The sequence below is a fragment of the Deinococcus sp. YIM 134068 genome, from assembly GCF_036543075.1.
Taxonomy (GTDB): Bacteria; Deinococcota; Deinococci; order Deinococcales; family Deinococcaceae; genus Deinococcus; species Deinococcus lichenicola.
In genome coordinates this window covers 1-13,195 of the sequence record NZ_JAZHPF010000004.1, presented here as the reverse complement: position 1 = coordinate 13,195, position 13,195 = coordinate 1, and the positions used below count along the sequence as shown (strand labels likewise).

At 69.5% G+C, this 13,195-nt stretch carries 11 protein-coding genes; 6 read left to right on the top strand and 5 right to left on the bottom strand.

Annotated features, from left to right (window positions below):
- Positions 1-75: 75 nt before the first annotated feature.
- Positions 76-867, bottom strand: coding sequence for an SDR family NAD(P)-dependent oxidoreductase (locus V3W47_RS05745; RefSeq protein ID WP_331824230.1), 792 nt, complete (start codon positions 865-867; stop codon positions 76-78).
- A 490-nt stretch (positions 868-1,357) separates the two neighbouring features.
- Positions 1,358-2,353 carry a LacI family DNA-binding transcriptional regulator gene (locus V3W47_RS05740; protein ID WP_331824229.1) on the bottom strand — a complete coding sequence of 332 codons (996 nt, stop codon included), beginning with the start codon at positions 2,351-2,353 and terminating at the stop codon, positions 1,358-1,360.
- A 300-nt stretch (positions 2,354-2,653) separates the two neighbouring features.
- Here V3W47_RS05740 and V3W47_RS05735 point away from each other — a divergent pair, with 300 nt between their 5' ends.
- Entirely contained in the window at positions 2,654-3,046 is a 393-nt protein-coding gene (locus tag V3W47_RS05735; protein ID WP_331824228.1) for an extracellular solute-binding protein, read from the top strand.
- Positions 3,047-3,057: 11 nt separating this feature from the next.
- On the top strand, positions 3,058-4,173 hold the full coding sequence (locus V3W47_RS05730) for a transaldolase family protein (RefSeq protein WP_331824227.1): 1,116 nt from the start codon (positions 3,058-3,060) through the stop codon (positions 4,171-4,173).
- A 134-nt stretch (positions 4,174-4,307) separates the two neighbouring features.
- Here V3W47_RS05730 and V3W47_RS05725 read toward each other — a convergent pair whose 3' ends face one another.
- Positions 4,308-5,303 carry a sugar-binding transcriptional regulator gene (locus tag V3W47_RS05725; RefSeq protein WP_331824226.1) on the bottom strand — a complete coding sequence of 332 codons (996 nt, stop codon included), beginning with the start codon at positions 5,301-5,303 and terminating at the stop codon, positions 4,308-4,310.
- 164 nt (positions 5,304-5,467) lie between these two features.
- On the opposite strand from V3W47_RS05725, the gene glpK reads away from it, so the two are divergent.
- From glpK to V3W47_RS05705, 4 genes are all read left to right on the top strand, one after another.
- Complete coding sequence (gene glpK, locus V3W47_RS05720) at positions 5,468-6,988, top strand: glycerol kinase GlpK (protein WP_331824225.1); 1,521 nt, start codon at positions 5,468-5,470, stop codon at positions 6,986-6,988.
- A 242-nt stretch (positions 6,989-7,230) separates the two neighbouring features.
- The gene (locus tag V3W47_RS05715) at positions 7,231-8,817 is read left to right on the top strand and encodes a glycerol-3-phosphate dehydrogenase/oxidase (protein ID WP_331824224.1); all 1,587 of its coding nucleotides are present in this window, start codon (positions 7,231-7,233) and stop codon (positions 8,815-8,817) included.
- Positions 8,818-9,910: 1,093 nt separating this feature from the next.
- Positions 9,911-10,177, top strand: a complete 267-nt coding sequence (locus tag V3W47_RS05710; protein ID WP_331824223.1) for a hypothetical protein — start codon at positions 9,911-9,913, stop codon at positions 10,175-10,177.
- Between the two features lie 127 nt (positions 10,178-10,304).
- Positions 10,305-11,999, top strand: coding sequence for a bifunctional metallophosphatase/5'-nucleotidase (locus tag V3W47_RS05705; RefSeq protein ID WP_331824450.1), 1,695 nt, complete (start codon positions 10,305-10,307; stop codon positions 11,997-11,999).
- Between the two features lie 114 nt (positions 12,000-12,113).
- Here the strand turns inward: V3W47_RS05705 and V3W47_RS05700 are convergent, their stop codons facing one another.
- Both V3W47_RS05700 and V3W47_RS05695 read right to left on the bottom strand, forming a co-directional pair.
- Positions 12,114-12,815: a Na/Pi cotransporter family protein gene (locus V3W47_RS05700; protein WP_331824222.1), complete on the bottom strand. Its 702-nt coding sequence runs from the start codon at positions 12,813-12,815 to the stop codon at positions 12,114-12,116.
- Positions 12,812-13,030, bottom strand: coding sequence for a hypothetical protein (locus V3W47_RS05695; protein ID WP_331824221.1), 219 nt, complete (start codon positions 13,028-13,030; stop codon positions 12,812-12,814). Before V3W47_RS05695 ends, V3W47_RS05700 begins: the two co-directional genes overlap by 4 nt.
- Between the last annotated feature and the right edge of the window lie 165 nt (positions 13,031-13,195).

Genomic DNA, 13,195 nt, shown 5'->3' with positions numbered 1-13,195 from the left:
ACAGGCGGCGGCGCACAGAGTTGATGGCCTGGTCCTACGACCCGTGCGTGATTCGGCACCCGAGTGCCCCGCCCCTCACCCCTTGGGAAAGCGGGTCAGCGGAAAGGTGTCGACGTTCGCCGAGCGTTGCTGCACGAGGACGCCGCCGTCCACCACGATGAACTGCCCCGTGATGTAGGACGCCTCCGCCGACGCCAGAAAGACGGCGGCACCCGTCAGGTCGTCGGGAGTGCCGTAGCGGCCCAGGGGCACCACCTCTTCACGGCGGCTCAGCTCCTCGCCGCCCAGGCCGTAGGTGTTGATGAAGCCGGGCGTCACGCCGTTGACCCGCACTCCGTAGGGTGCCAGATCGAGCGCCAGCGCGCGGGTCAGGGCCTCGACCCCACCCTTCGCGGCGTCGTAGGCGGTAAAGCCCCGGTGGGCGCGGGTGGCACCGCCGCTGGAGACGTTCAGGATGACCCCCGAGCGCCGCTCCACCATCGCGGGCGCGGCCCGGCGGGAACACAGGAAGACACTCTTCAGGTTGACACCGAGCAGCCGGTCCCACCACGCCTCGTCCGCCTCAAGAAAGTGGCGCTGGTCGCCCGTGATGGCCGCATTGTTGACCAGGACCTCGACCGGTCCCCACTCGCGCTCCACCCGCCCGAAGATGCCGTCCACGTCCCCCGCCCGCGACACGTCGCCGGGCACGGCCAGCGCCTCTCCCCCGGCCTCCCCGATCTCCTCCGCTACGGCGGCAGCCACTTCCTCCCCCAGGTCGTTGACGGCCACGCGGGCACCTTCCTGGGCAAAACGCAGGGCGAAGGCGCGGCCTATGCCCTGGCCGCCGCCGGTGATCAGTACGGTCGTTCCCGTCAGTCGTGTCATGGAGTTATTGTGATGGCCCGGCTGGAAGCTGCGGCTTAATGCACGGTGCCGAACGGCAGCGGAGTGTTAATGAGCATCAACGTCGCCGCTGTACAGGCCTGGACGCCGGCGCAGGCCTGCACCGGAAACGAGATCGCTTGCCCTCCAGCCTGAAGGAGGCCCGTCGGGGAGATGGGAAATCCTGGCGGCAGGGCGAGAGGCCGGACGTTTAGGGGTTGAATGGTGCCCTCGATCAATTGCAGGGTCGCGCGCCGGAGCGGCCAGTCAGGGTACGCACGATAAACGGACTGTCCAGGGTATGCCACGCCTCGGTGCCCCAGGCATGGCGGACGCGCCGCAAGTTCTCCACTCCTCGACTATGCCCGTTCCGGCGCTCTTTCGGTGCCCCACGTCCTGCATCCGGGTCATCGGACCTGACCTCGCGCGACATCACTCGCCAGACCCCTCACCCCGGACGCGGACGGTCGGGGAAGCCCTCCACAGGGCAGGATCAGGGACTTCGGCGGGTGGATTGCCGCACGCGCAGCACGCCGAACTGCTGGGGCGGCGGGGCGGTCTCGGGACGGGCGATCAGGTCGAGCAGCAGCCGGGCGGCGTCCTCGCCCAGGTGCTGGCTGGGAATCTCCATCAGGGTCAGGGGCGGGGACAGGTGGGGGGCCAGCGGGTGGTTTCCGAAGGCCGCCACGCCGATGTCCCCCGGAATCCGCAATCCCTGGGCACCCAGGGCGGTCATCAGGCCGATGGCGATCAGGTCGTTGTAGCAGACGACGGCATCGGGCATCTCCCGTCCCTGGTGGAGCTGGGCGCTGGCCTGTTCGCCGCCGGGCACATCCGGGGACGTGACCCGGACCACCTGGGCGTCCAGACCGGCCCGCGTGACGGCGGCGCGGTACCCCTGCTCGCGCTGAGCGTCCACCCAGAAGGGCGGACCGGCCAGGTAGCAGATGCGGCGGTAGCCCTGGGCGATCAGGTGGGCGGTGAGCTGCAACGCGGCGGTCTCCTCGGCGACGCTGACCCCAGGCATGCCTCCCGTGGAACGGCCCACCATGACGATGGGCCGCTCCGGGTCGTGCAGGTCCCGGAGTTCCTCGTCGCTCAGACGCGACCCCGCGAGGATCAGGCCGTCGGTGCGGGCGCGCAATGTCTCGATGAGCTGGCTCTCGCGCTGCGCGCTCTCCTGGGCGTCCACCAGCAATACCGCATACCCGTGCTGTGCCGCCACCTGGCTGGCCCCCTTGACCAGGGCCGTGAAGTGCGGGTTGAAGATGTCGAGAATCACGATACCCAGCGCACGTGCCTTACCGGTACTCAGGGTCTGGGCGTGGAGGCTGGCCTGATAGCCGAGCTTGGACACCGCCTCCCAGACCTTCTTCTCGGTTCCGGGCTGGAGCTTCTGGGTGCCGTTGACCACCTTCGAAACGGTGGAACGGGCCACTCCGGCCTCCTGGGCCACGTCGGAAATCGTCGGTTTCTTGCGTCTGGTCACGACGGCCTCTGGCGCAGTGGGACGTGCCCGAGCAGACAGTCACAGGTCGCCCTCTGAGCAGGGCTGGGAAACTTTGACCCGCCATAAGGACCGTCTCGCATCACACCGGCTGGCTCTCTCACTGTGAGACCTACTGTAGCGGTTTCAAAACGGGCTTGACAGCGGTAGGAAAACTCTCCACTCCCGCTGGAAACCAGTTTCCAAATACCCATCCGTCCTACGAGGAGCATCGCTGCTGTTCCGTTGCCTCCGGAGATGGGCCAGCGTCTTGTCCCCGCGCCCTCAACAGAAGGAGGTGGTATGAGCAACCCGTCCCCCCGCATCCTGACCGTCGTCCTTGCCCTCGCCGCCAGCACCGCCGAGGCCAGGACCACGCTCGACGTGCTGTGGTTCACGGTCAGCCCCGCCGACCAGTTCCTACCTGAGAAGTACGCCCGGCGGTACGAGGCCCTGCACCCGGACGTGGAGGTGAGGTTCAACTTCGTTCCGCACAACGGGTTGACGCAGCGCCTTCAGGTGATGATCGCGGGCCAGACGCCGCCCGACGTGACGCGGGTCATGACCGCCAATATCAGCGAATTCGCGCCCGCCGCCCTCGACCTGACGGGCACCGTCTCCCCGGATGAGTTCACGGGCCTGCAACAGAACTACATGCGCCAGGGGGCCGGATCATCGGCGCGCCCCTCGACGTGACGGTGGCGGCCATGTACTACAACAGGCGTTGCTTCGACGAGGCGGGCATTCAGGTCCCGACGGGAACCCAGGCCCCCTGGACCTGGGCCACCTGGCACCGGAACCTGGAGACCGTCACGCGCGGCAGCGACTGCCGCTCCGGGGTGAGCTGGGACTTTCAGCTCCACCGCTGGAGTCCGCTGCTGTATCAGGCGGGCGGCAGCTTCATGAACCGCACGCAGACCGGCTGGGCGGCAGATACCCCGGCGGGCGAACGCGCCATGAACTTCTTCAGAGGGCTGGTGGAGGGCGGCCTGCTGCCCCGCAGCCAGTGGCTGTCCGGTGAGGACCCGGCGGCGCTGTTCAAGAACGGCCTTCGACGAGCAGAACCCGGCGTACGCCAGCGCGCAGTCGGTGGTGGTGTTCGTGGTCCTGCTGATCCTGGCCTTCCTTCAGACCCGCGTCTCACGCCAGGACGGAGGAGGGCACCGGCCATGACCCAGTTCGCCGCCGTTCCCGTCCCGCCGCACTCTGCCCGTGCCCGCCGCCGGCCCCCCCGCTGGCCGGGCCGGCTCCGCGACCTCCTGCTCTCGCTGGCCGCGCTGTTCTTTCTCCTGCCCGTGATCTGGGTGGTGGTGTCCTCGTTCAAGTCGGCGGGCGAGCTGTTCACCTTCCCGCCCACGCTGCTGCCCGCCGCACCGACCCTGGACAACTACCGGCGGGCGTGGCAGGGCGGCGACTTCGCCCGGACTGGCCTCAACAGCCTCCTCGTGGCGGGCGCGGGCACGCTGCTCACGCTGCCGACCTCGTATCCGGTGGAGGAGGACCCCGGCGTGGCCTCGGTGCGGCGCATCTACACCCACTTCAAGGAGCAGGGGTACTCGACGGTGGTGATGGGCGCGTCGTTCCGCAGCGCGGCGCAGGTGGAGGCGCTCGCCGGGTGTGACCGGCTGACGGTCAGCCCCGCCCTGCTGGGAGAACTGGACCGGGATCAGGGCGTGCTGGAACGGGCGCTGTCGCCAGACGTTCCTCCTTCAGCCCTCCGACAGGCCATCCTCACGGAATCCGCCTTCCGGTGGGCGCTGGTGGACAACCAGATGGCCGGGGAGAAGCTCACCGAGGGGCTGCGGCTGTTCGCACCGGGATGATCTGGCCCTGCGGCGGGACATCGAGCGGCAGGTGAAGGAAATGCCCACGTGGGCCGTCCCGGCACACTGAACCCCTGGGCATGCCGGTCCGGCGGCACCGACCCCCGGCTTCCCCTCCCCTCCCTGTGCGGTCCCTACGCGTCCGTTTCCAACACCGCCACAGCCGTGACCTCATCCACGATGAGGCGGCTCATGAGCCTTCCTTCGAGAGCGCCGCGCAGTGCCGCGACCTTGCCGAGTCCGCTCACGACGCAGATCGATTCGGGGACGCGCTGCACCAGGCTCAACTCGGGGCCGCTGGCGCGGGCGTTGAGCGAGAGATCCTCCCAGGTGCCGTCGGCACGGTAGAAGACGGTGGCGATGTCGCCCACCGCGCCCTCGTTCTTCACCGTCCGGAGGTCGTCCACGTCCAGGTACCCGGCGCTGTAGACGTGGCTGGGCACGCTGGCGTCCAGGCTGCCCACCGAATACATCAGGATGTCGGCGCTCTCCTGCAATGCCAGCACGTGCCGCACGCTGCGCTCGCGCCACATCGCCCGCTTGGTGAGCGGGTCGTCGAAGAAGGTCGGCACCGGGAAGAGCTGCGCGCCCCCGGAGTAGTTGCGGGCGAAGCGCAGAATCGTGTCGGTCACGAAGCCGGAGACGAAATCGCTCTGGGAGGCTGACCCGTTGAGCTGCACGAAGGTTACGCCCGGCACGTTCAGCGGCGTCAGGGCGCGGCTCACCGCCTCCAGGGTGTTGCCCCAGGCCAGCCCCACCCGCATGCCGGGGGTCAGCCGCTTGCTCAGCAGGTTCGCGGCGGCGGTGGCCGTGCGCTCCAGCCAGAGGTCCTCGGTGCTTCCGGGCAGCACACCCACCACCTGGGGGCGCAGAAACGGGTAGCGCTCACGGAGCCGGGCTTCCAGCCCCTGCGCCTCGCCCTCCGGGTCGTGGATGCGGATTTCGACCAGGCCGCTGCGCCGGGCATAGGAGAGCAGCCGCGAGACCTTGGGACGCGACAGGCCCAGCTCGGCGGCAATCTCCTCGGTGGTCCGGCCCTGCTCGTAGTACAGCCGGGCGACCTGAACCGCCTGGTGCGGCATCGAGGGCGCGGACCCACCGGAGGTGCGCGCGATCTTGTCGGTGGTCATGCACTGTGGATAGTACAGGTCGGCATGGTGAGGCGGCGGCGAAATGCCCACCACTTGAACGTTTGTTCAGTGAGGCGCATACTTTGTTCATACGGTTGAAACATGTTGTCATCCCTGGCGCGTCAGGGCCGATCCCCCCTTCTGGACAGGAGCAAGCTGACCCCATGAGCCTGACCCCGACACAGCGGTACATCCTCGCCCTCGATCAGGGCACCACCAGCAGCCGGGCCATCGTTTTCGACCGGGGCGGCACCATCGTCTCGAAGGCCCAGAAGGAGTTCACCCAGCACTTTCCGCAGCCCGGCTGGGTGGAGCACGACGCGGGTGAGATCTGGGCGACCCAGAGCGGCGTGATGCAGGAGGCCCTGAGCAGTGCCGGGCTGCGGGCCTCGGACCTCGCCGCCATCGGCATCACCAACCAGCGCGAGACGACCCTCCTGTGGGACCGCAGGAGCGGGCAGCCCATCCACCGCGCCATCGTCTGGCAGGACCGGCGCACCGCCGGCCTCTGCGACGAGTTGCGGGAGGCGGGCCACGCCGAACTGTTTCAACAGAAGACGGGGCTGGTCCTCGACGCCTACTTCTCCGGGACGAAGGTGAGGTGGCTGCTCGACCACGTGCCCGGTGCCCGCCGGAGGGCCGAGGCCGGTGAGCTGTGTTTCGGGACGGTCGACTCGTGGCTGATCTACAAGCTGACCGAGGGCGGGCTGCACCTGACCGACGCCAGCAACGCCAGCCGCACGCTGCTGTACAACATCCATACCGGCGACTGGGACGACGACTTGCTGGCACTGCTCGACATTCCCCGCTCGCTGATGCCGGAGGTGCGCGACAGTTCGGGGGTGTGCGGGCAGACCGCTCCGGGCCTGCTGGGTGCCCAGGTGCCCATCGCGGGGATCGCCGGAGACCAGCAGGCCGCGACCTTCGGGCAGGCCTGTCTGGAGGTGGGCATGGCGAAGAACACCTACGGGACCGGGTGTTTCATGCTGCTCAACACGGGGGCCGAGGCCCCGGCGTCCCGGCACCGCCTGCTGACCACGGTGGGCTGGCAACTCGGGGGGCACCGGACGTACGCGCTCGAAGGAGGGGTCTTCGTGGCGGGGGCCGTGGTGCAGTGGCTGCGCGACGGCCTGGGCATCATCCGCAGCGCCGCCGAGGTCGAGGACCTGGCGGCCCGTGTGCCGGACAGCGGCGGGGTGTATCTGGTGCCCGCCTTCGTGGGGCTGGGAGCGCCGTACTGGGACCCCTACGCGCGCGGCACGGTGGTCGGCCTGACGCGCGGCACGACGGCGGCCCACATCGCCCGCGCGGCGCTGGAGAGCGTGGCCTTTCAGAGCGCCGAGCTGCTGGACGCCATGCAACAGGACACCGAGCACAGCGGCATCCAGCTCCGGGAACTGCGCGTGGACGGCGGCGGCAGCATCAACGACGCCATGATGCAGTTCCAGGCCGATATTCTGGGCGTCCCGGTCGTGCGGCCCCGCATCACCGAGACGACGGCCCTGGGTGCCGCTTCCCTCGCCGGGCTGGCCGTGGGCTTCTGGAGCGGTCTGGACGAGTTGAAGTCGCTCTGGCAGGTGGGCCGGCGCTTCGAGCCGACGCTGGGCGGGGACGAGCGCCACAACCGGCTGCACCACTGGAAACGCGCGGTGGAGCGCAGCCGGGACTGGGCTGAGCCGGAGTGAGGGGCTGGGCGGTGCAGGAGCCGTGCCGCCGACCCGACGCGCGTTGTTAGTTCGGAGAGCGCAAAGACCACTGACTTCGACTGGCGACCCTGAGCGGGCGGCACCCACCCCCAGACGAGACCGAGAAAGCCCTGGCCTCCCCGGAGGTGCTTGCCTCTGCCCTCCTTCTGCACATACGTTCACGTTCCTTGAACATCTGTTCGAGAAGGCGTATGTTCGTTCCACAACTTGGAGGACACCCTATGAAGCGTGCAGACATACTTCAGGCCATCAGTGATCCCGCCCCCTGGGACGTGCTGGTCATCGGCGGCGGGGCGACGGGGCTGGGAACGGCGGTGGAGGCCGCCACCCGTGGCTACCGCACCCTGCTGATCGAGGCGCACGACTACGCCAAGGGCACGTCGAGCCGCAGCACCAAGCTGGTGCATGGCGGCGTGCGCTACCTCGCCCAGGGCAACATCGCGCTGGTGCGCGAGGCACTGCGCGAGCGCGGCCTGCTCAAGCGAAACGCGCCCCATCTGGTTCACGACCTCGGCTTTCTGATCGCGGGCTATACCTGGTGGTCGGCACCGTTTTACGGCGTCGGCCTCAAGCTCTACGACCTGCTGGCGGGCAGGCTCAACCTGGGAAGCAGCCGCTACATCGGCGTGCGGGAGGCCCTGGAGCGCACCCCGACCCTCAAGCGCAAGGGCCTGAAGGGCGGCATCCTCTATTTCGACGGCCAGTTCGACGATTCGCGCCTGGCGATCACGCTGCTGCGAACCCTGGAGGACCACGGCGGCGTGGCCCTCAACCACGCGCCCGTGACCGCGCTGCACAAGAACGCCGCCGGGCAGATCGACGGGGCCACCCTCACCGACAGCGAGACCGGGCAGACCTATACGGTGCGGGCGAGGGCCGTGGTGAACGCCACCGGGGTCTTCGTGGACAGCGTGCGCCGGATGGACGAGCCGGGTGTGGGGAACATGCTCTCGCCCAGTCAGGGCGTGCATGTCGTGGTGGACCGCCGGTTTCTGCCCGGAGACAGCGCCCTGATGGTCCCGCGCACGAGTGACGGACGGGTGCTGTTCGCGGTGCCCTGGCACGACCACGTGGTCATCGGCACCACCGATACGCCCGTGCCCGAGGTGAGTCTGGAGCCGCGCGCGCTGCCGGAGGAGATCGACTTCATCCTGCGTACCGCCGCCCAGTACCTCGACCCCGCCCCCCGGCGCGAGGACGTGCGGAGCGTCTATGTCGGCCTGCGCCCGCTGGTCAGCAATGAGAAGACCGACGGCGTGGGGTCCACCGCCACGCTGTCGCGCGATCACGTCATCCGTATCTCGCCCTCGGGGCTGATCAGCGTGACGGGCGGCAAGTGGACCACCTACCGCCACATGGGGGAGGACACGGTGAACCGTGCCGCGAAGTTGGCCGGACTGCCCGAGCGCCTGAGCCTGACGCAGGGGCTGCACCTGCACGGCTGGAGCACCGAAGCCCCGGCGGGCGAACACTGGCAGGTCTACGGCAGTGACGCCGGGCACGTCCGGGCGCTGGAAGGGGCCGAGACGAAGTTGCATCCCGACCTCCCCTACACCGAGGCCGAGGTGCGCTGGGCCGCCCGCGCCGAGCAGGCGCGCACCGTCGAGGACGTGCTCAGCCGCCGCCTTCGGGCACTGCTGCTGGGGGCCAGGGCCAGCGCCGAGGCCGCCCCCAGGGTCGCCCAACTGCTCGCCGGGGAACTGGGCCGCGACGACGCCTGGTGCCGCTCCCAGGTGCGGGAGTATCAGGCCCTGGCGCAGCAGTATCAGCTCGGCAGTCCCGCTCCCGCCGGGGAAGAAAAGGTGTGAACCCCAGTCCTCCCGCCTTTGCCCAACGGCGGTTGAGCGGGTGCGGGCAGGGCACGATGTCAAGACACCTGATCATGGGTCGTCCAGTCCACCGAGCCAACGCTCCAGGCGTGAATTGGGAGGGGCGGGGAGGGGCGGGGAGGGCCAACCTGCGCCCGCCCTCGCCCTTCTCGTGCCAGGTGTCCGGGGACGCTCTGAACCGTCAGAGCGGTGGCCTGACCAGTTGAGGGAAAACACCTCAACTGGTCAGGTCCGAGCGGAGCGAGTCACCGTGGCAGAGCGCGGCCTTGTGTGGAGTGGATGGGGATGCCCTCCTCCCATCCACAGAACGGAGGATCGCGGTCAGACTCCATTGGAGGTAAGACGCCCTTGGCCGCAGAGGGAGCGGCGGTGCCTGGCGAGGACCTGCGCTGGACGTCCCACCCACTCAGGGACATGGGAGTTGGTCTGGTTGCGGCGGCTTGGCGGGAGGACGCCGAGTGAGTCCGCCCACACAGCCCGGAGAAGGGCAAGTCACCGAACAAGTTCGCCCGCCTCGCACGAGCGGGCTGAGGTGCGCCCGAAGTGCATTTGGATGGGGCCGGACCACGGGGGTTCCCTCGAACAGGCTGGCTTCCAGGAACACGGGCGAGCACCGGACTTCCCTCATCTCCACACCTGCACCCCCCAACTCGCTCGACTCCCCCAGCCCCAGCGCCGCAAGCATCGACTGGCAGCCCTCAAAACCTGGCGACGAGGTGGGGACCAGACGACCCAGAGTTCAAGCCGCCTACCGATGTTCTTGGCTCCCCTCTGCTTCCCGGCCCCCAGGCTCTTGCCATCACCGAAGCGGACAGACGGAGCCATCTCGGTTGCCTGACTCCTTCCTGACTCCACGCCGACGCCGCGCTGACAGCCGTTCTTCACGCTGCGCTCATGGGGAAGACCTTTGTCCGCCTCACGGCCCTGCTGTCCCTGACCCTGGGCGTCACTCACGCCGCCACCCTGGTGGGCTACGCCGAGCTGCCCGCCGACACCCTCGCGGCGGGGGGCACCGACCGGGGCGTTCGGCGCGGGGGGGACGCGTGGCCCGGCCCGCTTCCCGCGCCCGCCCGTGCAGGGCTTCTCCGGGGTGCAGTTCGGCCCCGGCGGCGGGTACGTCTTTCTCAGCGACAACGGCTTCGGAGGCCGGGCGAACAGCGCCGACTACCCCCTGCGGCTGTACCGGGTGGGCCTGATGGCGAAGACCGCGCCGGGCGGGACGGGCCGGGTGGAGGTGGGGACGTTCGTGAAGCTGCGCGACCCCGACCGCCGGGTGCCCTGGACCATCGTGAACGAGGCCAGCCGCGAGCGGGGGCTGACGGGCGCGGGACGGACGTGAAGGACCAGACCGAGTTTCTGTGGCTGCGGCTCGACGCGCCGCTGACGCTCGCCCCCGGCGTGGGCCGACGCTAGACTGGAGCCTCCGCCCTCCCCACTCCCTTCCCCCTCCCAGGAGACCCGCCGTGATTCAGCGTTCCCTCTGCGCCCTGACCCTTGCCCTCGGCCTCGCCGCCTGCGATCAGGCCGCCCAACCCGCCCAGACCGTGGACGTGACCGTCCTGGGCCTCAACGACTTTCACGGCAACCTGCTGCCCACCGGCTTCGCGGCGATCAAGGTGCCCGACCCCGCCGACCCGACGCGGCAGATCAACCTGCCCTCGGGCGGGGTGGAGGCCATCGGCGGGCTGCTGAATGACCTGCGCGCCCAGAATCCCAACACCCTCCTCGTGGGCGGCGGCGACCTCATCGGCGCGAGTCCCGTGATCTCCAGCCTGCTGCGCGACGAGCCGAGCGTGATCGCCCTGAGCAAGCTGGGGATGCGGGCAAGTGCCCTGGGCAACCACGAGTTCGACCAGGGCCTGAAGGAGCTGCTGCGGATGCAGAACGGCGGCTGCGACAGCAACGCCCCCGACAAGGCCTGCAAGTTCGAGGCGGCCTATCCCGGCGCGGACTTCCAGTGGCTGGGCGCGAACGTGGTGTACAAGCAGGGCGGCGCGCACCCCTTCGCGCCCTACCACATCGAGACGACCGCCGGTGGGGCACGGATCGGCTTCATCGGCGCGGTGCTGAGGGACACCCCCACCATCGTCTCCCCGGCGGGCGTGGCGGACCTCGACTTCCTCGACGAGGCCACGGCCATCAACAGGTACGTTCCCGAGTTGCTGACGCAGAAGGTGGACGCCATCGTCGTGCTCATCCACCAGGGCGGCACGACCACCGAGGCCTACGACAAGGCGGGCTGCACCACCCTGACGGGACCCATCGTGGACATCGCGCGGCAGGTGCGCCCGGAGGTCGCCGCCATCATCAGCGGCCACTCGCACCAGGGGTACAACTGCGTGGTGAACGGGCGGGTCGTCATCCAGGGCGACCAGTACGGCCACCTGCTTCAGCGCCTCGACCTGAAGGTGGACAAGGCCAACCACAAGGTGCTGGAGGTCCGGGCCGAGAACGTCGTCGTGAATGCCCAGACCCAGGCGAAGGACGCGGCGATGACCGACCTCGTGGGGCGGGCGCAGGCGCTCACGAAGGCGATCAGCGAGCAGCCCGTGGCGAACCTCGCCGCGCCGCAGATCAGCCGCACGAACAACGTGGCGGGCGAGTCGGCGCTGGGCGACGTGATCGCGGACGCGCAGCTCGCCGCGACCAGCCCGGCGGCGAACGGGGGGGCGCAGATCGCCCTCATGAATCCCGGCGGCATCCGCGCCGACCTGCCGGGGACGCCCCGCGCGGGCAACGCCGTCACCTTCGGGGACGTGTTCGCTGTGCAGCCCTTCGGCAACACCCTCGTCGTGATGACCCTGACGGGCGCGCAGATCGACACCCTGCTCGAGCAGCAGTGGCTGGGTCAGCAAAACCCGCGCATCCTGCAAGTCTCGGCGGGGTTCGCGTATACCTACGACCTGGCCCAGGCGGCGGGCAGCCGGGTGGACGCGGCGAGCATCACCCTGAACGGCGCGCCCCTCGATCCGGCGGGCACCTACCGGGTGGCGGTGAACTCCTTCCTGGCGGGCGGCGGGGACAATTTCACGGTGCTCCGGGAGGGCGTGGGCCGCCTCGAACAACCCAACCTCGTGGATGTGGACGTGCTGGCCGCGTACCTCAAGGCGGCGGCACCAGTCGCTCCGGGGGCGCAGAACCGCATCACCCGCCTGAACTGAGGGAAGCGGGGCCGGGACGGATCGAACGCCCGGCCCCGCCTGCTGTCGTCCCAGCCCAGTCGAGAGGCGTTGTTCAAGTCAGGGCGTTGGCGGGCACGCCTGGCCGATCAGGGGTCAGACGCTCCAGACCCCGCGCGATCCAGGGCAGGAGGGGAACGAACAGCAGCGTACCCAGCACATGGAAGGCGGGCTGCGCGTCGGCAATCTGCCGGCCCGACTTGCCGCCCGACGGCAGCCAGCGGCCCAACTCGACGAGCTGACCCACGAACGAACAGCACTCCGAGCAGCACGGTGGTGCCGTTGAACAACAAGTGGAACGCACCCGTCCGCACCGCCTCCCGCACCGCCTCCCGCGAGCGGCCCACCGAGGCTGGCGAGCGTGTCGGCGCAGGTGCCGATCTCCGCGCCCGCCGCGAGCGCGACCCCGGCGTGCAGACTGATCAGGTCCTGGCTGGCGAGCGTGATCACCACCGCCACGGTCGCGGACGACGACTGCACGACGACCGTGAACAGCGCCCCGGTCAGGAGGCCCAGCCACACGTTCTTCAGGTTCCGCACAGCATTCAGGAAGCTCTTCAACGACCCGCCGATCCTCTTGCGCCGCCCGCCCGCTCCCAGCAGCACGATCAGCCCCAGGAGCAGGGCGACGGGCACGAGGGACGGGTTGATATTCAGGGCGATGATCTGCCCGCCGAGAGTGGTGCCGATGCTGGCCCCCATGACCACGCCGAGCGAGCGTGCGAACGACGGCAGGCCCGAGTGAACCAGGCTGGTGGTGAGGATGACCCTCACACTGGAGGGGTCCAGGATGGTCATGACCACGGTGCCCCCGTCCCGATGGACTCGAACCGGTGGCGGGTGCAGCGTTCCAACCTCGCCTTGACCCGCGCCGTGCCGAGTTCGCCCAGGGTGTCGGCCATGCGTGTCGCGCCGTACAGGAAGACGCACAGACCCGCCAGCGCCCCCGGCAGAATCTCAGGGACATTGGGGGGTCCCCGCCTGCCCTGCGCGGCGGCCACGCCAGCCGTCACGAGGAGGAGGGCAGGTCGGGGAGACGAACGGGGCAGCCGGGCGCGGGACGGTGGGAGGGGGGCCGGACAGGGGCAAGTCAGACAAAAGCAGGAAGGAGGAGAACCGCGATGGGGGGGGGGGGGGGGAGGGAGTCCTCCCCCTCTGTGGGCGCGGGGGACGGGCCT